Below are 20164 nucleotides of genomic sequence, written 5' to 3' on the forward strand. Positions count from 1 at the left end.
GTAGATGTACCTAATCATATGATAGAAATTGAGCGAAAATTTTTAGTAAAATCAGATTCTTATAAATCTTTAGCAAGTTCTAAAACGCGAATAGTTCAGGGATTTTTAAATACCGATGCCAATAGAACGGTTAGAATAAGAATTAAAGGTGATTTAGGGTTTATTACTGTTAAGGGTAAATCTAACACATCGGGTACCTCTAGATTTGAATGGGAAAAAGAGATTTCTGTAGAAGAGGCCGATGCTTTATTAAAATTATGCGAAAAAGGAATTCTAGAGAAATGTAGATATGAAATTCCGGCTGAAAATCACGTATATGAAGTAGATGAATTTTATGGTGATAATGAAGGGTTAACGGTTGCTGAAATAGAATTGAATTCTGAAAACGAAGCATTTCAAAAACCTGAATGGCTGGGTAAAGAAGTAACTGGGAAGGTGAAGTATTATAATTCTCAATTAAGTAAGAAACCATTTAAAACGTGGTAAGTTTTCGAGATACTCAATTAGTTTTAAGTTTTCTAATTCCCTGTAGCGGTACTATAATTAAATGTTCTAATAATTCTTCTGTAGTATAGCTGTCAAAGAAATCACGATTTGGCAATACAATTTCGTTAATTCGAAGAAGAAATAGCTCACAAATCAATTTAATATTAATGTTGTCTTTTAGTTCACCGTTGTTCCTCGCTTCTTGAAGCAGGTCTAGAACATATGTCCAAACTATAGTCTGGGTAAAGTCATCATATAGTTTATATGCCTGTGGATAATATTTCTTTAACCCAAATAAAAAAGTAGGACTTAAGTTTCTTAACTCCTTAAGTCCCACGCTATAAATATGAATAATTTTGTTAAACGGATCTGAAGATTGTTCAGGTAGTTGAAAAAATCTACTCATGTTATCATGAGTACGTTTAAGCAGTAGAGCAACGCTTTCTTGAACTAGATTGTTCTTATTTTCAAACAACTCGTACAATGTTTTTTTAGAGATGCCAAGGGTCTCAGCGACATCATCCATTCCGACCCTTTTACATCCATAAAAAGAAAAAAGCGTTAATGCTTGCTCTAAATATTCATTCCTTTTCTGCATAGTATTATATACAATATCTTATTGCCACCCACCTCCAAGAGAACGGTACAACTCAACTGTTGCTGATAACTGAGAAAACTTATTATCGACTAAGTTTAACTCAGCATTCAGAGAGTTTTCTCTGGCGGTTAATAAGTCTAAGTAGGTTAGATATCCACTATTCAATAATTCTTCAGAATTGGTTTCTGCTCTTTTCAATGCTATAACTTGTTTAGAAACAAAAACTTCTTTTTCTACCGAGTTATTATAATCGTATAAAGCTTCGGACACCTCTTTTCCTGCAGTTAGCAGCACTTTTTTAAAGTTTAATAAAGATTGCTCTTGCTGTGCCTGTGCTACTTCATAAGCTGTTCTTATTTTTCTACCGTTGAAGATTGGCTGCGTAAGTCCGCCAACAAGATTGGCGAAAATAGAGCTCGAATCTATCCAATTATCAAGCTCTAAACTTTGTAGTCCACCTTGTGCCGATAACGTAATAGATGGGTAAAAGTTACTTCTAGCAACATTTGTCATCTCAAAACTATTTACCAAACTATATTCCGCTTGCATGATATCTGGTCTATTACGAAGTAAAAGGGCAGGAACACCGAGTTTCATTTCATTGGCTAAAGACTGCTCGTCTAAAGAACTGCGTTCATAGGACTGAGGTTGCTCTCCCAATAAAATGCTTAAAGTATTCTCTGTTTGATACAATGAATTTTTGAGATCTAATAATTGACCTTGAGCACCATAAAGTTGGGCGGCAGTTTGGTCTACACCAACTTGGTTGGCTTGTCCAGCTTCTTTAAGAGCTGTAATAGTCTCTAAACTTTTAGAACGGTTTTCTATCGTCTCTTCTGTTACCGCGATCTGTTTGTCTAATGCTAATATTTGATAATACGTAATGGCAATTTGCGCTACTAGACTTGTTTTTACAGCTTTGTGGGCTGCTACAGTCTGTAAGTAACTTGCATCACTGGCACGTTTGGTACTTCTAATTTTGCCCCAAATGTCAGCTTCCCAAGAAACAGTACCAGAAGTTTCAAACTGGTTATATGGCTGAGTGAAAAAGCTTCCAAATTGACCGTTTTCACTGGTCTTTGCCGTTCTTGTTGCGGTAGCCGTACCATTTACGGTAGGCAAATATCCAGCCTTACCCTGTTTAACATATGCCTGTGCAGCTGTTATACTTTGTAATGCGATACGAATATCCAAGTTGTTATCAAGTCCTCTTTGTATATACGTTTTTAAATGTATATCTGTAAAAAGGTCTTTATATGAGACTGATGCAAATGACACGCTATCTTGCGGCAGATTATCGGTTCTGTACAGATTATCGATTTCTACTTCTGGTCTTTCGTACGTTTTTGCCGTAAAACAAGACTGCAGCAATAGCGGAAGTACGGCTACCAGAATAAGTTTATTTGTTACTAATTTATTCATGATTTTTCTAATTCTTTGATTCTTCAATGGTTTCTTGTGGAGCTCCAGTTATGCGCTCTTGAATGGTTTGGAAAATGACATATAAGGCTGGTATAACAAACACCCCAAATATGGTACCTATTAACATACCACCAACCGCACTCATACCGATAGATCTATTACCAACCGCTCCAATACCTGTTGATAAGGCCAAAGGCATCAAACCGAAAATAAAGGCGAATGAAGTCATTAAAATTGGTCTAAGTCGCGCTTTTGCGCCATCTAAAGCCGAATCTAGTATAGACATGCCATGCTTTCTACGCTGAAGCGCAAACTCCACAATAAGAATAGCATTCTTAGAAAGTAAACCAATCAACATAATTAGTGCAATCTGAAAGTAGATGTTATTTTCAAGTCCTGCCACGTTTATAAATCCGATAGCACCTGCAATACCCACTGGTAATGAAAGTAATATGGCAAACGGCAAAATATAAGACTCGTACTGCGCACTCAATAAAAAGTATACAAAAACCAAACTCAATATAAATATGATGATCGTCTGGCTACCTGCACTATTCTCTTCTTTTGTAAGACCTGAATATTCGTACGTGTAATTGGAGGGCAATATCTGAGCAGAAACCTCTTCAATAGCTTTAATGGCATCACCTGTGGAATAACCAGGATTCATGGCGCCGTTAATTTTAACTGAGCTCAAAAGGTTAAACCTACTTACAATCTCAGGACCATAAATTTTCTTCAATGAAACGAATTGTGATACGGCAACCGACTCACCATTTCCATTAGTTACATAAATATGGTTAAGGGATTGTTCATTGGCTCTATCTTCTGGTTTCGCCTGAATCATTACACGGTATTGCTTACCAAACTTATTAAAGTCTGTAGTGTATAATCCTCCATAATATCCTTGCATGGCACTGAAAACATCTGTCACTGCTAAACCAGCGGTTTTAGTTTTTTCAACATCTACCAGTACTTCGTATTGTGGAAAATTAGGGTTGAACTGTGTAATGGCATATTTAACCTCAGGCCTAGCATTCAATGCAGCTAAGAATTCATTTGTGGTTTGCCCAACAGTCTGCCAATCATCCGCATCTTTACTCTGTAGGTTCATTTCAAAACCTGTTGAGTTACCAAAACCTTGAACACTTGGTGGTGTAAAAAAGAACGCTTTTGCATCTTTTAAACCTGCAGTTTTACCGAAAAGACTACCAACTACAGCATCAACAGATTGTGATGGCTCTGTTCTTTCGCTCCAGTTTTTAAGACGAAGTACAGAGAAGGCATAAGAACCACCATTTACTCTGTTCAATAAACTAAAACCAGTAATATTCATTCTAGCCTCTATGATATCCATTGAAGCATAAATAGAATCTAATTTCTTCACGGTTTTTTGCGTCTGCTCTAAAGTTGTTCCCGGAGGTAAACTAATATCAGCAAAAACAAGACCCCTATCCTCATTCGGTATAAATCCTGAAGGCGTTGTTTGAAACAACACAATAGTTACACCGGTAAACAATACCAATGCTAATATGGTTATCCACTTTCTTTTGGCAATGAACTTAACAGACCCAACATATTTGTTAGTAATCGCATCAAAACCAGTGTTGAAAGCACCAAAGAAACGCTTGGTTATACCTTTTTTATGTTCTTCTGATGGATTATGCGGCTTTAAGAAAAGTGCTGCAAGTGCAGGGCTTAACGTTAGCGCATTTACTGCAGAAATTAGAATAGCGATAGCCAGTGTAATACCAAATTGTTGGTAGAAAACTCCCGAAGAACCAGAAATGAACGAAACCGGAATAAATACGGCCGACATAACCAAGGTAATTGATATAATAGCCCCGGAAATCTCTGACATTGCAGATTTGGTAGCGACCTTTGCATCTTTGGCCCCTTCTTCCATCTTGGCATGAACCGCCTCTACTACCACAATGGCATCATCCACCACAATACCAATTGCAAGTATCATCGCAAAAAGCGTTAACATGTTTATGGAATACCCAAATAAAGAGAGAAAGAAGAACGTACCTACAATTGCAACTGGTACAGCAATAGCAGGTATTAAGGTAGACCTAAAATCTTGAAGAAACAGGAATACCACAATAAATACTAATATAAACGCTTCAATAAGAGTCATGACAACATGGTCTATAGATGCATCCAAGAAATCTTTAGTATTGTACGGTATTATATAATCAAGCCCTTTTGGAAAGTCTTGCTTACTTTCCTTTAAAATTGTTTGAATGGAATTAATGATATCGTTTGCATTGGAACCAGATGTTTGAAATATACCAACTGCGGTACCGGGTTTACCCATACCTTCATTTTTGGTACCATAGTTAAAGGCACCCAATTCAACTTCAGCAACATCTTTTAGGCGTAAAAACTGTCCGTTTTCCTGAGCTCTAATAATTATATCCTCATACTGGGCTTCTTCTGAAAGACGTCCTTTATATTTCAGTACATATTCATAAACACCATCAGCATTTTCACCAATTTTTCCGGTAGCTGCCTCAAGATTTTGCTCATTAAGTGCACTTTGAATATCTGATGGCATAAGGTTGTAAGCAGCCATCTTTTCTGGGTTGATCCATATTCTCATAGAATAATCCTTGGCTCCAAAAACCGTAACATTACCAACACCTTTAATACGTTGTAATTTAGGTACTAAGTTTATTCTTGCGTAGTTTTCAACAAAAGTGGCATCGTAATTATCATTATCAGAAAACAATGAAAAGAACATAAGCGCACTAGTCTGAGACTTTTGGGTGATTACACCAGTCTGTACTACAGCTTGTGGTAGAACACTATTGGCACGAGCCACCCTGTTCTGCACGTTTACCGCTGCAATGTCTGGGTCTGTACCAAGTTCAAAGAATACATTTATGGTAGCGGCACCATCGTTACTTGCGTTAGAGGTCATGTATAACATGCCTTCAACACCATTTATTTGTTCTTCCAACGGTGTAACAACACTATTAAGTACGGTCTCCGCATTAGCACCTGTATAAGTAGCCGTAACCTGTACGGTTGGCGGTGCTATTTCAGGATATTGTTCAATAGGCAAGGTCGTTAGACCCAAAACACCTAGAATGACTATAATAATCGATATAACCGTAGATAGTACGGGACGATCTATAAATTTTTGAAACATTGTTCTCTATTTATGTATTATGATGGATGGCGGATTCTTACTTGGCCGGGCTTATGACCATTCCGTCTTTTAATTTAGTTACACCTTCAAGAACAATAGTAGTTCCTTCTTCAATTCCCTTTTCAACGATAAACCCTTTTTGAGTATTCGCAACTATATCAATAGGCATAGTGGTCACGGTATTGTCATCTTTTAGTATGTAAACTAGTTTCTTACCTTGAAGGTCAATTGTAGCTACCTGAGGAATTTCATATGCATTCTTGAAAATTGTTGGAATTTTAATTTTTCCGGTACTACCACTACTTAATAAATTACTTTTATTATTAAAATCAGCCCTAGCAGTAACACTACCGGTTGTACTGTTTATGATAGTATTTATCATAGCAATCTTACCAGGCTCAGCATATTCTTCGCCATTTATCATAATTAGGGTCACACTCGGAGCCTTTTCAATATCCAAAAAGTTTTTATCATTTTTTGGCATAGACTCTTTAAGTTTTAAAAGCTCTTTCTCATTCATAGAAAAATACGCACGAACCTCACTAACATCAGAAACAGTAGTTAATGGCTTCGCCATACTAGAGCTTACCAGAGCGCCTATCTTAAAAGGAATTTCACCAATGTAACCATCAACAGGACTTGTAATACTAGAATAGCCTATGTTTGACGCCACACTTTGGTAGCTAGCCTTAGCCTGCTCAAGTTGTGCCTTAGCAGTCTCTAACTGAACAGGACTGATAATGTTTTTTTCAACTAACGGTCTTAGCTTGTCAACTTCAACTTGGGCAACATTTACGGAAGCTTTTGCAGCATTAGCATCTTGATTTAAAGTTTGGGTTTCCAATTTAAATAGAAGTTGACCTTTTTTAATTTTTTGACCCTCATCTACGTAAACTCTTTGAACAAAGCCCGCCACTTTTGGCCATATTTCTACATTTTGTTTTCCTTCAAGAGTGGTAGAAAATTCTTTAAAAACGGTAAGGTCTTGTTTTTTCAATTCACCTACTTTTAAACTTGGTGGGGGTGGAGCAACAGGTCCTTGTGCAGGTTTTTCTGATGTTCCAAAGCAGGAACTCAAAAGAAGAGTAGCACTTAAAATTGCTATAATTGATAACTTTTTCATTTTAGATGGATGTTTGTTTGTAATTAGATTATTGATATGGCCTTGTTAAGGTTTTGTTAATTCAGAATGTTCGGTAAAAAACGAACTAAATTGATAAAAAAATTATTTTTGCTGTTTTTTTAATTCTTCGATAGTTGTTTTAAGGCTCGTTGTCATGTCTGAAATACACTTGGCATATACTGTTATTTTATTTTTATTTTCTTGATGTTTCTCTGGACGGTACTGCTTATTATACGCTGTAATCTTATCGATCATTTCTCTTTCATTTTCCAGTTGATTTAATGAACGATTTAGCTTTTTGATGAAGAAAGTATTTTTTTCAGCAATCTTAAAATAACGTTTACGGTCTCCTGATTTTGTAAAATACTTTACAAAATCCATTTGCAATAAAAGGTTAAGGGATGTTGATATTGAACTTTTGCTAGCACCTCTTTTAAGAAGACAATCTTCAAAAGTAAGTCCGTCTTCTTCCGTGATAACTAAGTTTGCATATATTCTAGCAGCCAATGGTGGTAGGTCATACTCAGATTCAAAATGAACACCAAGCTCTTCTATTAACTTATTTTTTATCTCTTCTTTACTCATAATTCAAGAATTAAAGCAACAAAGGTATGATTAGTTCGGTAGCAAACAAACCAAAAGAACTTAAATTTTCTTAAAATGAGTTAAAGTTTTGTTATCGTAAGGAAAGGTGATGAGTAACTAATTGATAATTAGAGAATTAAATATTATTTTCGACTGTTTTAATAGTTAAAAGCAACTGGTTTTAGCTTAATTCTAAGCTCTAGAATCTTAAATAAGGAAGAATCGGTAGTAGCGTTGAATATTTTGAGTACTGCTTATTCCGCAAATATTCCATCCTTTTCTATAAGTAGAATGGTACTAAGATTATTTTCGTTTACGCTGTTTTTTTCAAAAATAAACCGTTTTTCATACAGTTTATTATCAGCATAGAAAGTGACAAAGAATTCATTATTTAAAACCAGTACATCTTCTTGTACCACCTCGATTTTTTTAAACGATTTGGCTTTTACAACACCGACTGCATGTCTCATAACTGAAGTTTTACGGTCACCTTCATATCCTTTTGAAACTACCATGGTCATTTCAATTGGCGCCGTACGGTTATTGATAATATATGCATTCCAATCCTTGTCTAAGAATTCCTCGTTCCATTCGCGAACAATGGCAACATGAACATCTTTGACGACAGGTATTTCAATATCCTTTTTCACAACTTTAAATTAAAGAGCACTTTTAAATTGCTCTAGAAAACGCAAATCATTTTCGCTTAACAATCGAATGTCTGAAATTTGATGAAGTAATAGTGCTATACGATCGATACCCATACCAAAAGCAAAACCAGAATATACCTCTGGATCAATATCACAGTTTTTAAGAACATTGGGGTCTACCATACCACAACCCATAATTTCTAACCAACCAGTTCCTTTAGTCATTTTATAATCAGTCTCAGTTTCTAGACCCCAATAAACATCAACTTCTGCACTTGGTTCGGTAAATGGGAAATAGGATGGTCTAAGTCTAATCTTTGATTTTCCGAAAAGTTCGGTCGTGAAATACTGCAATGTTTGTTTTAAGTCTGCAAAAGAAACATCTTTATCAATATACAATCCTTCTACTTGATGAAAGAAACAATGAGATCTCGCTGAAATAGCCTCATTTCTATAGACTCTACCAGGAGATATCGTTCGAATAGGAGGCTTATTATTTTCCATGTATCGTACTTGAACCGAAGAGGTATGGGTACGTAATAGAATGTCTGGGTCAGTTTGAACAAAGAAAGTATCCTGCATATCACGTGCTGGGTGATATTCTGGTAAATTCAATGCAGTAAAATTATGCCAATCATCTTCTATTTCAGGTCCTTCAGATACATTAAAACCTATTCTTGAAAAGATATCGATTATTTGATTCTTCACGATAGAAATAGGATGGCGTGAACCAAGCTCAATAGGATTTCCTGGTCGTGACAAATCCCCGAACATCTTTTCATCAGCATTGCTGTTCTCTAGAGTTTCTTTTAAAATCTCTACTTTTTCAGTTGCTGCCTGCTTTAGTTCGTTTATCGTTTGACCGAATTCTTTCTTCTGTTCATTTGGAACATTCTTGAACTCGGCAAAAAAGTCATTTAAAATTCCTTTCTTGCCTAAATATTTAATTCTGAACGATTCTACGTCAGCCAATTTATCAGCTGTAAAAGAGTTCACTTCAATAATCTGTTCCTTTATCTTATCAATCATAAATGTTGATTAAAGCCGCAAATTTATAACTTTTAAAACAGGTAGAATATGTTTTTATCGGTTTTGATGGTTTAGTTCGCAGGGAATTTATCTTTTACATTGGCTTTTACCCAAGTAAGACATTCATCAAAGGATGCAAAAATATGCTCTTGTGGAATTAAATCAGGAATAACACCAACGCGTTCCATCATATACCTTGGTTGTTTTAGAACTTCAACGAATAGTACATTTATACCAGATTTTCTAAGGCTAATCAAAACATCTTCCAAAGTATATAGTCCAGACTGGTCCATGTATTGCATGCGGCCCATTCTTATAATAACGGTCGATGCGGTTCGTGGTATTTGGTCTGCCATTTGTTGAAACTCACTTGTAGACCCAAAGAAAAGTGGACCTTTCAAATGCTTGATAAATACCTCTTCTTGTAAACTTTTTGGGAATGCAACCTCATCTGGCCAATTCACTTCCTTTTCTAAGGTTTTAACGTCAGAGCGTTCTGCTGTTAAATCACCCATTTTTTTCATGAACATCAATGAAGCTATCACTAAACCAACACCAACGGCATACACCAAATTCCATACAGAGGAAAGTACCAATACAACCAGCATAATAACCACCTCGGAACTGAATTTTATTGGACCTAAGCTCATATCTTTTGGTAAACTAGGTATTGCCTTTAAACCTTTATAATCCATTACCCCAATACCAACTGTTACCAAGATACCGGCTAAAACCGCAGCAGGAATTTGAGAGGCAACTGGGCCAAGTGCTAATAGTACGATTAACAACAACACACCTGCAACCATACCAGATAGTTTAGTTTTACCACCTGCATTTATATTTACTACGGTTCTTATCGTCGCACCTGCACCTGGAATTCCTCCAAATATTGCGGCAATACTATTACCAATTCCTTGCCCAACTAATTCTTTATTCGGTTTGTGCTTTGTTTTGGTCATGTTGTCTGCTACTACAGAAGTCAAGAGTGAATCAATAGCACCAAGTAGGGCCAAAGTAAGCGCGGTAAAAATATAGGGAGTTACAGAACCGAGCTCAAACTCGGTAAATATTTTAAGATTAGGAACGGGAAAACCACTAGGTATTTGTTCTATAGGTCTATAATCTAAGCCAAAAACATAGGCCACGCCCGAAACTACAACTAATGCGACCAAGGCACTGGGTATTGTAGTTGTAATTCTTTTAAATCCATAAATGATAATAATGGTGGCTAACGCAAGAATTAATTCTAACCAATTAATGTTTCTCAAAGCTCTTGGTAAAATTTTTAATGCACCTACAACTCCTGAGGCTTCTGATTTTGCCAATGTCTGTGCTTCTTTAAGCATATCTGCTTCGGTAATACCTTCTGCCCGCGAAATAGTTTCTTTAAAATCTTCTAAAACTAAGATGCCTTCCCCTGCTTCTTCTTTTAGAATATTATCCAAAATTATCTCCTCGGCCATAGGCTTATATTTATTCACAAATTCCGTATCCTCTTTAGGGTAATAGCCAATAGCAGGAAGAATTTGGGTTACTAATATTATGACACCAATAGCGGTCATAAATCCAGATACAACAGGGTAGGGTATGTATCGGATATATTTACCTATTCCTATGAGCCCTAATCCTATTTGTATTAAACCAGCTAACAAGAAGACAACCAAAATAGCAGGTAATGCTTTTTCGATACTACCATCATTTATTGCCACAATACCGGCAATAACAACCATACTAACTGCTGTCATTGGTGCAGTTGGTCCAGAAATCTGTGTATTAGTCCCACCAAAAAGTGCAGCAAAAAAGCTAATAAAAATTGCACCATACAAACCGGCACTTGGTCCCATACCAGAACTTACACCGAATGCCAATGCCAAAGGCAAAGCCACAATACCAGCGGTAATACCGCCAAATAAATCTCCCTTGAAGTTTGAGAATAGTTTTTTCATAAAATTTAAATTTGTGCTAAGCGACTAATTTGTGGTTCGTCAAAGCAATTTTAGTTAATCCAAATGATAGATTTCCATTATGTTTTTAAGATAGCCCTCGAAATCTATTTTAAGGTCTATTAATTTACCTGTATGTACGTCAAATATCCATCCATGTACTTTTAACCCATGGGCGCGATATGCTTTTTGTACTACGGCTGTTTTAATAAGGTTGACGCATTGTTCTTTTACATTTAACTCTACTAACCTATCATATTTTTTTGTTTCGTTTTCAATGGCATTTAATTCCTCTCTATGAAGACGATATACGTCACGTATATTTCGTAGCCAAGGGTTTAATACACCTAAATCCTCAGATTGCATCGCTGCTTTAACGCCGCCACATGCATAATGTCCACAAACAATAATATGTTTTACTTTTAAATAATCTACGGCATATTTTACAACAGATAATACGTTTAGGTCAATACTAATTACCATATTGGCAATATTACGATGAACAAAAACTTCGCCTGGTTTTGCACCCATTACTTCTTCTGCTGTAACTCTACTGTCTGAACAACCAATATATAAAAGCTCAGGATTTTGACCTTCAGCAAGCTCTTTGAAATAATCTGGACTTGTTTCTAATTTTTCAGCAATCCACTTTTCATTGTTTTCAAAAACAGTATCTAGGTTCATGGTTTGATTTTTTTACAAAGTAGGGCTAATTCCACATTAATATTTTAAAAAGGTCGAAACCGTTACCGACCTTTTTAAAAATAATAATATCAAACCATTAATAAAAAATTACTTCACCATTTGATATGTCATACATTGCACCAATTATTTTGATTTCTCCATTTTTTTCCATTTCTGATAGAACAGGACTATTTTTACGGACATTATCAATTGTTAGAAGTACATTTTTCTCAGAAACTTTGTCAACAAATTCTAGATTTTTTGAATTTCTTTGGCTTTCATCTGTTGGTTCTGTTACTGCATCTACTGCTGGCTCTATCTTATTGATTAAGGCTGTTAAATTGCCCAATCTAGCATGGTCGCATGCACCTTTTATAGCACCACAACTAGTGTGGCCTAAAATAACAACCAATTTGGTACCGGCTAATTTGCAGCCAAATTCCATACTGCCCAAAATATCTTCGTTAGAAAAATTCCCGGCGATACGAATGGAGAAAATATCGCCTAACCCTTGATCAAAAACTAATTCTGCAGAAACCCTAGAGTCAATACAGCTTAAAATGGTAGCGAATGGAAATTGTCCTTCGCTAGTATCATTAACTTGTTCTAAAAGGTTCCGGTTGGCTTTCAAGTTGTTTTGAAAACGTTGATTACCGTCTTTTAAAAAATTTAATGCTTTATCAGGAGTCATCGTGGCCTGAGTTTCCTTTGTATGTGCTTTCATAAGGATATATATAAAATTCTAGTGGAAATTTGTTTTGGTTAATTAAGTATAAGGGGTAAAGCCAAAGAGTGGTTTTATTATGCTTAACTCATATGATTTTACTGTCTTAAAAAGTATCATCTGTGACCCTAGATTTATATCTAAATATTTTTAGATATAAATAGTATTGTCCTATTTTTTTGGACGGGGGATTATTCGCACAATGATAAGTTCGGAGTTAGTCTCTTTAGATTTTTTAATAGTTCAATCAGCAGTTAATTTTATACTTTAGAATCGGCTAATTAAACATCAGAAAATCAAAGAAACTACAAAATATATTTTGGAGGGGGAGATAAAACTTCTAATGATAGATTAGAACAATCTATAATTTGAAAGCTACTATTAAATGAGTTTTTGTAAATGGCAATTAAAGAGAGATCAAGTGAATTCTCTTTAACAAATTTTTCTTCACCCATTGATTTTTTTCCAGACTCTTGCTGTTCCTCTTCATTAAGATTGCTCAAGACTATGGGGTTGTCAATATCGCATAGCGTAATTATGCTTGGTGCAGCAATTGCAAAAAGCCATAATAGTAATAAAGTAATGCGTGCTATGTGTTTCATACACCGAAATGGTGTGGCAAAGATAATATTCAAAAGGTTAAATACTGTTAACAAATTTCTAAAAATCCTTTAACAACTTTAATTCATTTTTTTGTATCCAACCTGTTTTACCGTCGGCTAGTTTTATCTTATGCCATTCATCTAATTGGCCTAAGACATTCACTTTGGTGCCGGCATGTATTACAAAAACCTGTTGACTCTTTTCATTTGGTTCAGATTTAATGGCGCTTTCTTCGGCGAATATTATAGCCGGTTGTAAGTGTTGAAAATCACTTCGCTGTATAAAAGCAAAAACGATTGTTATAATACAAATGAATAAGGCGACTAAGCTGCCAATGAACATCCATCTTTTTAAAGAAGATGAGCTAGAAAAGTAAAAAAGAATATATAATAGAACAAACAGTAACATTGAAGCTACGGCAAAATAGGCCCATTGATCGAAAGTTAATTTACCCGTTATATTTTTATATAATTTTGACAAACTAGTCTCGGGTAATGCGTCTATAGCATCTAAAGTCATATTTTGAGCATAGCTCAGATTGATTTTTGTTTCTTCATCATTTGGTGATAACAATAACGCTTTTTCGTAGAAATAAATACTCTCTGCAATTTCGTTTAGTTTGTAATATGAGTTGCCTAAGTTGAAATAGACAGCTGTTGAGTGCTCTCCGTTATTCAAAATATCAGTATAAAAGTCAATAGCTTTTTTGTATTCACCGTCATTATATGCATCAGTAGCCTGTTCGAACAATCTTTCGTTCTGAGCAGTGCACAATAGAACTGTAAAAAGGCTAAAAAATAGAGCTAGCTTTTTGAACATGCTTATAATTGTTTATCCATTTGTGAAATTACCTCGCTTGCCGTTTCATAATCGGCCTGCATTTGCACATCAGAAAATGGACTATATCTAGCCGCTTCACAATTTTCTAATAATGCTATAAAACCTTGTATGGTACTTGTTTCTATTTCTTTTTTATTCAGTAGTTCAGTTATTTTATCCTTACTGAATTCAGAAGTTTCAATCTTTAATTTTGCCTTTAAATAGTTATGTAAAGCCCTTTCTAAGGCAACATAAAAAGACTCTTTGTTGCCTAACTCTTTTTTAGCTGCAGAAAGATATTTTCTAGCTAATTTATTCGCTCTTCTAACTTTATTACCAATAACATCGCCAGCAATTGCCTCTCTTTTCTTTCTAAATACAATAGCCAAAGGAATTAATAAAAGAGGACATACCAACCAAAGATAGAATGATGTAGAGCCAAAAAAGTATGAAATGGATTTGCTCGATAGATTTGGGGTCAGTTTTATAAAATTAAACTGATTTTCACTGGCTATAACAGATTGCTTTGAGTTATTTGTAGAAGCTGCTGAATTACTATTTGCACTCAGTGGACCCTCTAATACGTTGATAACAATTTCATCTGATGTTAATGTTGTGTATTTTTCTGTGGACGGATTAAAATAGCTGAAACTTAAAGGAGCAATAGGGTATTTACCTCTAAATGAAGGTACAATAGTATATTGATTGCTAATCTTGCCTTGCATGCCCGCAAGTGTGGTTCTAATCCCTTCTGTAAATTCTGGTTCATAAACCTCTAAGGCACTCGGTAATTCAAGTTCAGGTAGCTTAAAGAGTTTAAGGTTTCCTTTACCATTTACTTCAATTGTTGCTTGTAAAGATTCAGTTGCATTTAAACTTTTCTTACTGGTCGTAACTACAAAATCAAAATCGCCTACAGCTCCACTAAAATTAGCGGGTTGGTTAGCCAATGGTAATGCTTTTACATTGATAGTTCTATTACCTGCGGAAACTGTTTTGTTAGTTTGGGCATATACACGACCCCCAAAAAAGTCTCGTCTTCCGGTAGGTACATCTACTGTTACTTCAAGAGATAGTGGTTCTATATTCAATTCTCCAGATTTCTGAGGATAGAGAACTACTCGTTTTAGGGTAACATAGCGATAAGGCTTGCCTTTATAAGTTCCATTTTGGGCACTTAAGGCTGATACTTTAATATCTTGACTCCAGAAATTATTATAAGTAGGGTTATCTAAAGGTTGATAATTTGATACACTAATATTCGGACTCACATATAGTTTATAGATGACTGTAATAGCCTCGTTTAAATACGGGTTAGTCTTAGAAATTTCTGCAACCAAATGTAGATTCTCATCAGCTACATCATCTGCAGTCATTTGATCACTTGGTTTGTCTACGGCTGCAGTTACCTCAACTTCGCTTGCGAGCGATTTATAGGTTTCGCCGCCAATGACTATTGTGGCTTGTTTTATTATAAATTTTCCTTTTGAAGTTGGTGAAAGTGTATAGGAGTAAGATTTAGAATAACTTCTAACACCGTTAATCCATGAAGAGCTAATCGACTGGGATGGTCCCATAATTACCTTAAAACCAGCGAAATCTGGTGGATTAAAATTATCGCCATCGCGGTTCATAACAAAGTCTACCCGTAACCGTTCATTTAGACCAAGCTTTGGTTTGCTTAGCTTCATTTCAAAAGTTACCCCATTATTATCTTGGGCCATCATCAAAAATGATGATAGAAATACCGTTAGTATTAACGATAGCTTAGTTATGGCTTTAAAATCTACCAATCCTTTTCGTTTTTAATCTTAGCACCTTTTACTTTTTTAGCATCTATCTTGTCTTGAACTTTTTTCTCTGCATTTTGCATAGCTCTTAATAGATTTTCAACTTGTTGTTTTGAAAGTTGATTGGGTCTAGGTTGCTGCTGTTCTTGTTGATTGTCACCTTGCTCAGGTTTTTTCTTTTGATCTTGTTTATTATCCCCTTCACCTTCCTTGTTCTCGTCTTTTTTCTCTTCATTCTGGTCACCTTCATCTCCCTTATCACCTTCGTCGCCTTTATCTTTTTTGTCCTCGTTCTCTCCTTCGTCCTTTTTATCTTGGTCTTTATTTTCGTCCTTGTTCTCTTTGTCCTTGTCCTTATCGTCTTGGTTTTGTTTTTTCTCTTCTTCGTCTTTTTTCAAGAGTTCTTTTGCCAAGGCAAGATTATATCTTGTTTCTTCATCAGAGGGGTCATTTCTTAAAGCCTCCTTATATGCCTCTACTGCTTTAGCGTAATCTTTACGCTTCATAAATACATTGCCCATGTTATGGTAGGCCTTATGCTTATCTTCTTTTGATATGGATGCTTCGCCGGCTTCTTTAAATCTGCCAAAAGCTTCATTGTATGTTTCATTGGCATAATATGCATTACCCAAATTGTAAGGGGCAACGCTATTATCAGAACTTTTGGCTATTGCTTTTCTGTAATCTACTTCTGCAGCAATGAAATCGTCTTCTGACAATGCCTTATTGCCATCCCAAGTTAGGTTGGTCGAAGACCTTAAAGCCTTTTCCTTTTCTTTCTCGTCATCTTCTTGTGCAAAAGAAGACAAGCAAACGAAAACTAATAAAAATGCTATGACTATTTTATTCATGTCTTTTCTCATTGAACAAATTAAGATTCTTTAACCATTTGGTCTTCCGGTCCAAGATAAAAATATCTAAAAAGAGAAGCAACAATGCTGCTCCAATAAACCATTGAAACTGGTCTTTGTACTCTGCGAATTGTTTGGCCTCAAATTCCTTTTTATCCATTTGTAACAATTCATCTTTAATAAATTCTACAGCAGTATCTGTATTTGAGCCGTCAATATACTTACCATTGCCTTCATTCGCAATATCAACAAGAACAGACTCATTTAATCTTGTAATAACCGTTTCACCTTGATTATCTTTCTTTAAGCTTTCTAAAATCCCGTTCCTTTTAATCGGTATTGGAGCACCTTTTTCTTTACCAACACCTATGGTGTATATAATGATACCTTCGTCAACGGCATCTTCAACGGCATCTAATGTCGATCCTTCAGAATGATCTTCACCATCAGAAATGATGAATAAAACACGATTGGTCTGTTCAGCATCATCATAATATGTAGTTGCAAGTTCAATTGCTTGGTCTATTGCGGTACCTTGTGAGGTAAGCATATCTGTATTCATGCTCTGCAAGAACATTTTAGCAGCACCGTAATCTGTGGTTATCGGTAATTGTGGATAAGCTTGCCCTGCATATGCGATGATACCAATTCGGTCACTCGCTAATTGATTTATAATTTCTGAAACCAATCGTTTTGCTTTTTCCAATCTATTAGGCGCAATGTCTTCTGCCAACATACTTTTAGAAACATCAACTGCAAAAACGATATCTACACCTTCTCGTTTTACTGTTTCTAATTTTGTACCTATTTTAGGGTTTACAAGACCAACAATCAATAAAGCAAAACCAAGAATTAATACAATAAGTTTTATAGTACTTTTATTAGAAGAACGATTAGGAGTTAATCTTTTTAATAGGTCAGTATTTGCAAATTTCTTTTGTGTTCTTTTTTTCCAAACCAACACCAATAGGAACAGTACCACTATCACCGGAATGATAATGAGCAAGTAGAAATATATTTTATCGTCTAACTGTACCATATTATACAAAACTTCTAAATAGCGTGTTTCTTAAAATCCATTCTAGTAATAAGAGCGCCCCGGCCAATATAACCCATGGTCTAAATTTTTCTTCGTAGCGATAATACTTGAATTCTTCAATCTCTGTCTTTTCCAACTTATTAATTTCGTCATAGATTTCCTCTAATGACTCATTATCGGTGGCTCTAAAATATCTGCCGCCCGTAGCTTGTGCAATATCCTTTAATAATTCTTCATCAATTTCAACTTGGCGCATACCATACCTGTATGAGCCATCTGCGTTATATGAAATCGGTGAAAGGGCATTTCCATTTGTTCCCAACCCAATAGTATAGGTTTTAATACCAAATTCAATGGCTAAGTCTGCAGCGGTTTGTGGTTCAATGAAACCTGAATTGTTTACACCATCGGTTAACAAGATGATGATTTTGCTTTTCGCGGTACTTTCCTTCAATCGGTTCACTGAAGTGGCTAATCCCATCCCAATAGCCGTCCCATCCTCTAGTTGTCCGTAGGTGATTTCAGCTAGGGCATTGAGAACAATAGATTTATCGGTAGTAACAGGAGTCTTCGTATACCCTTCACCGGCATATACCACTAATCCGATTCGGTCATTCGGTCTTTTTTTGATAAAATCTGCCGCTACATCTTTAAGTGCAGATAGTCTATTTGGTTTAAGGTCGCGTGCGAGCATACTTGAAGACACATCAATAGCCATAACGATATCTATACCTTTTGTTGTTTTGGTTCTGGTTGAGATATCTTCTGTTTGCGGTCTTGCCATCGCAACAATTATAGCACTAAGCGCTAATAGTCTTAATATGAAAAGTCCAGGTTTAAGTTTTGGTAAAATACTATTGTAGCTAAATCCTTTTAAACTAGAAATTCTTAACGATGCAGTTTCATCTTTTTGTTTAAAGATATACCACACGATGGCTAATGGCAGTGCTAAAAACAGCCAAAAGAAATCAGGATTTGCAAATGATATATTCTCGAACATTTATGATTCTGTTTTAACTTCTACCGATGCCAAAATTCGGTCAACTATTTCTTGGGCGTATGTGTCATCTTCTAGCCACGTAAGAATAACGTATTGTTGAAAACCTTTACCGCCAAAAAGTAAAACGGTATATTCTCCATCAATTAATTCTTTAGATTCTGGTATTAGAAACTCACCTCTTCCAAATACTTTCAATCCTTTTACTCCGCTAACCGTGTAAAATTCTTCTTGTTTTGTTATTATATTTTTTGCGCCGAGACCTTCGAAATTGGACAATATTTGATCAATTGTTTTTTCAAAATCTGGTTCAGCATCTTGTTGGTTTAGTGTAATTGAAGTAGCACCAACTGTAAAAAGTCCAATAGGGCTTGTGTATCCAAATGCCTGAATATCTGCAATAGCAGCCTTTGCTTCTGAAGGTAGCTTTACTTCTTGGCGAGCCATTACCTGAGGTGTTTCTACCTGAATAGGAGGAAAACCATATGTACTACGAACCCATTCACCTTCTAACAATTCTTTTGTTGGGTGCCCAAAAACAGAATCTTTTAGATAACCAAAACCAAGTTTAACACCTGCGATTGTGGTTCCTATTAAAATTATGGCGACCAAAGAAGCTATACCGATAACTATCTTCTTCTTTTTCTGTTTGCGTTCAAGCTCTTCTTGATATTCAACTTGTTCAATCAATTCATCTTCCGTAGGCTCAGGAAGTGCTTCATGCGTTTTTTCAACAATTTGTTCAACCAATTTTCTGTCTTGTTCAGCAACCGATGTTGAAGGTTTGTTCTTTGCAAATTTTACTAAATCTGCAGTCTGTAGAATTTGTTTAAATTGCTTTATCGTATCATCATCCAGCTTTAATTCACCAGCATCTTTCAATAATTCTAATTTTTCAATTAGCTGACCAGTTGTGCTTTCTAATGCGGTTACATGTGCATCTTCCTCTAAATAGGAACGCACGATGGAAGTAAGTTCTGAGTAATATTGTTTATACTCATCTTGTATAAGATATTTGGAATTCTCTAAACGTTTTAATTCCAGAAGAGCTCTATCATAAGGAGGTAAAAGGGCTACCTTCTCTTCTTCGGTCAATGGCTTTTTCCGTAAAACGAACCAATAAAAAAGTCCGCCAAGTATTAGAAGAATTAAAATACCTATAATTAAATATTTCCAAAATTCTACGTTACTTTTCTCGACATTAATTAGTGGCTTAATATCATACATCTTTTGATTTAAGGTGTCTACAGGAATTGTAGCTACATTAATCAACATAGAATCGGTCATGAACCCGGTTCCATTAATTTCAATTCGTTGAGATGGTAATTTATAGGCACCTGAATCGAACTGGGTAAGTGCGTATATTTTCTGTAATGTTAATCGGTCCTTTTTTCTAGTAGTATCCGTTGCGAAAGCTTCGACGGTTTCTAATGGAGAAAATGTTTGTCCTTCCGGAAAAATCACCTGAGAGGTAGAGTCAATATTGACTGTAACTGTCCACTTTACTTGTTCGCCAATTTTAATGTTGGTAGTGTCTATTTCGGTACTTATAGTTGGATTATTTTGGGCAGATATTTGAATGATAAATAGCAGAAACACGAACATAGGCATGCTTCGTTTTAGTTCCGAAATGCCTTTTTTAATTATTCTCTTGTTATTAATCATTC

General features: G+C 35.5%; 18 protein-coding genes. 1 reads left to right on the forward strand and 17 read right to left on the reverse strand.

All coding sequences use genetic code 11. From position 1 onward, the window contains the following. The first annotated feature begins 18 nt into the window (after positions 1-18). Complete coding sequence (locus tag AAC084_RS01785) at positions 19-486, forward strand: CYTH domain-containing protein (protein ID WP_339836095.1); 468 nt, start codon at positions 19-21, stop codon at positions 484-486. Positions 487-499: 13 nt separating this feature from the next. Here AAC084_RS01785 and AAC084_RS01790 read toward each other — a convergent pair whose 3' ends face one another. The 17 genes from AAC084_RS01790 to AAC084_RS01870 form a co-directional block, all read right to left on the reverse strand. Next, positions 500-1084, reverse strand: a complete 585-nt coding sequence (locus AAC084_RS01790) for a TetR/AcrR family transcriptional regulator (RefSeq protein WP_339836098.1) — start codon at positions 1082-1084, stop codon at positions 500-502. Between the two features lie 18 nt (positions 1085-1102). Beyond that, the gene (locus tag AAC084_RS01795) at positions 1103-2506 is read right to left on the reverse strand and encodes a TolC family protein (protein ID WP_339836100.1); all 1404 of its coding nucleotides are present in this window, start codon (positions 2504-2506) and stop codon (positions 1103-1105) included. Between the two features lie 7 nt (positions 2507-2513). Continuing rightward, entirely contained in the window at positions 2514-5660 is a 3147-nt protein-coding gene (locus tag AAC084_RS01800; protein ID WP_339836103.1) for an efflux RND transporter permease subunit, read from the reverse strand. 37 nt (positions 5661-5697) lie between these two features. Next, complete coding sequence (locus AAC084_RS01805) at positions 5698-6783, reverse strand: efflux RND transporter periplasmic adaptor subunit (RefSeq protein WP_339836106.1); 1086 nt, start codon at positions 6781-6783, stop codon at positions 5698-5700. 102 nt (positions 6784-6885) lie between these two features. Beyond that, the gene (locus AAC084_RS01810; protein WP_339836109.1) at positions 6886-7368 is read right to left on the reverse strand and encodes a transcriptional regulator; all 483 of its coding nucleotides are present in this window, start codon (positions 7366-7368) and stop codon (positions 6886-6888) included. A gap of 254 nt (positions 7369-7622) precedes the next feature. Then, positions 7623-8018, reverse strand: coding sequence for a hypothetical protein (locus AAC084_RS01815; RefSeq protein WP_339836112.1), 396 nt, complete (start codon positions 8016-8018; stop codon positions 7623-7625). 9 nt (positions 8019-8027) lie between these two features. After that, complete coding sequence (gene pheS, locus AAC084_RS01820) at positions 8028-9047, reverse strand: phenylalanine--tRNA ligase subunit alpha (protein ID WP_339836115.1); 1020 nt, start codon at positions 9045-9047, stop codon at positions 8028-8030. 71 nt (positions 9048-9118) lie between these two features. Then, positions 9119-10993: a SulP family inorganic anion transporter gene (locus AAC084_RS01825; protein ID WP_339836118.1), complete on the reverse strand. Its 1875-nt coding sequence runs from the start codon at positions 10991-10993 to the stop codon at positions 9119-9121. Positions 10994-11047: 54 nt separating this feature from the next. Continuing rightward, positions 11048-11674 (reverse strand): carbonic anhydrase, encoded by a 627-nt coding sequence (locus AAC084_RS01830; RefSeq protein WP_339836120.1) that lies wholly within the window; start codon positions 11672-11674, stop codon positions 11048-11050. 97 nt (positions 11675-11771) lie between these two features. Next, entirely contained in the window at positions 11772-12398 is a 627-nt protein-coding gene (locus AAC084_RS01835; RefSeq protein WP_339836123.1) for a carbonic anhydrase family protein, read from the reverse strand. A 305-nt stretch (positions 12399-12703) separates the two neighbouring features. Then, on the reverse strand, positions 12704-13000 hold the full coding sequence (locus AAC084_RS01840; RefSeq protein WP_339836126.1) for a hypothetical protein: 297 nt from the start codon (positions 12998-13000) through the stop codon (positions 12704-12706). A 58-nt stretch (positions 13001-13058) separates the two neighbouring features. Then, on the reverse strand, positions 13059-13820 hold the full coding sequence (locus tag AAC084_RS01845; RefSeq protein WP_339836128.1) for a tetratricopeptide repeat protein: 762 nt from the start codon (positions 13818-13820) through the stop codon (positions 13059-13061). 2 nt (positions 13821-13822) lie between these two features. Then, positions 13823-15547, reverse strand: a complete 1725-nt coding sequence (locus tag AAC084_RS01850; protein WP_339836844.1) for a BatD family protein — start codon at positions 15545-15547, stop codon at positions 13823-13825. Positions 15548-15606: 59 nt separating this feature from the next. Next, complete coding sequence (locus tag AAC084_RS01855; RefSeq protein ID WP_339836131.1) at positions 15607-16461, reverse strand: tetratricopeptide repeat protein; 855 nt, start codon at positions 16459-16461, stop codon at positions 15607-15609. Then, entirely contained in the window at positions 16454-17500 is a 1047-nt protein-coding gene (locus tag AAC084_RS01860) for a VWA domain-containing protein (RefSeq protein WP_339836134.1), read from the reverse strand. Before AAC084_RS01860 ends, AAC084_RS01855 begins: the two co-directional genes overlap by 8 nt. 1 nt (position 17501) lies before the next feature. Then, entirely contained in the window at positions 17502-18500 is a 999-nt protein-coding gene (locus tag AAC084_RS01865) for a VWA domain-containing protein (protein WP_339836137.1), read from the reverse strand. After that, positions 18501-20162, reverse strand: coding sequence for a hypothetical protein (locus AAC084_RS01870; RefSeq protein ID WP_339836140.1), 1662 nt, complete (start codon positions 20160-20162; stop codon positions 18501-18503). It abuts the gene before it with no gap. Between the last annotated feature and the right edge of the window lie 2 nt (positions 20163-20164).

The organism is uncultured Maribacter sp. (assembly GCF_963977385.1).
Lineage (GTDB): Bacteria > Bacteroidota > Bacteroidia > Flavobacteriales > Flavobacteriaceae > Maribacter.

Bases quoted from the DNA above. Each gene is read 5' to 3' on its own strand.
- AAC084_RS01800 (WP_339836103.1), bottom strand. From the start codon at position 5,660: ATGTTTCAAAAATTTATAGATCGTCCCGTACTATCTACGGTTATATCG.
- AAC084_RS01805 (WP_339836106.1), bottom strand. From the start codon at position 6,783: ATGAAAAAGTTATCAATTATAGCAATTTTAAGTGCTACTCTTCTTTTG.
- AAC084_RS01830 (WP_339836120.1), bottom strand. From the start codon at position 11,674: ATGAACCTAGATACTGTTTTTGAAAACAATGAAAAGTGGATTGCTGAA.
- AAC084_RS01790 (WP_339836098.1), bottom strand. From the start codon at position 1,084: ATGCAGAAAAGGAATGAATATTTAGAGCAAGCATTAACGCTTTTTTCT.
- AAC084_RS01850 (WP_339836844.1), bottom strand. From the start codon at position 15,547: ATGATGGCCCAAGATAATAATGGGGTAACTTTTGAAATGAAGCTAAGC.
- AAC084_RS01825 (WP_339836118.1), bottom strand. From the start codon at position 10,993: ATGAAAAAACTATTCTCAAACTTCAAGGGAGATTTATTTGGCGGTATT.
- AAC084_RS01860 (WP_339836134.1), bottom strand. From the start codon at position 17,500: ATGGTACAGTTAGACGATAAAATATATTTCTACTTGCTCATTATCATT.
- AAC084_RS01835 (WP_339836123.1), bottom strand. From the start codon at position 12,398: ATGAAAGCACATACAAAGGAAACTCAGGCCACGATGACTCCTGATAAA.
- AAC084_RS01785 (WP_339836095.1), top strand. From the start codon at position 19: ATGATAGAAATTGAGCGAAAATTTTTAGTAAAATCAGATTCTTATAAA.
- pheS (WP_339836115.1), bottom strand. From the start codon at position 9,047: ATGATTGATAAGATAAAGGAACAGATTATTGAAGTGAACTCTTTTACA.
- AAC084_RS01865 (WP_339836137.1), bottom strand. From the start codon at position 18,500: ATGTTCGAGAATATATCATTTGCAAATCCTGATTTCTTTTGGCTGTTT.
- AAC084_RS01840 (WP_339836126.1), bottom strand. From the start codon at position 13,000: ATGAAACACATAGCACGCATTACTTTATTACTATTATGGCTTTTTGCA.
- AAC084_RS01870 (WP_339836140.1), bottom strand. From the start codon at position 20,162: ATGATTAATAACAAGAGAATAATTAAAAAAGGCATTTCGGAACTAAAA.
- AAC084_RS01845 (WP_339836128.1), bottom strand. From the start codon at position 13,820: ATGTTCAAAAAGCTAGCTCTATTTTTTAGCCTTTTTACAGTTCTATTG.
- AAC084_RS01855 (WP_339836131.1), bottom strand. From the start codon at position 16,461: ATGAATAAAATAGTCATAGCATTTTTATTAGTTTTCGTTTGCTTGTCT.
- AAC084_RS01795 (WP_339836100.1), bottom strand. From the start codon at position 2,506: ATGAATAAATTAGTAACAAATAAACTTATTCTGGTAGCCGTACTTCCG.
- AAC084_RS01810 (WP_339836109.1), bottom strand. From the start codon at position 7,368: ATGAGTAAAGAAGAGATAAAAAATAAGTTAATAGAAGAGCTTGGTGTT.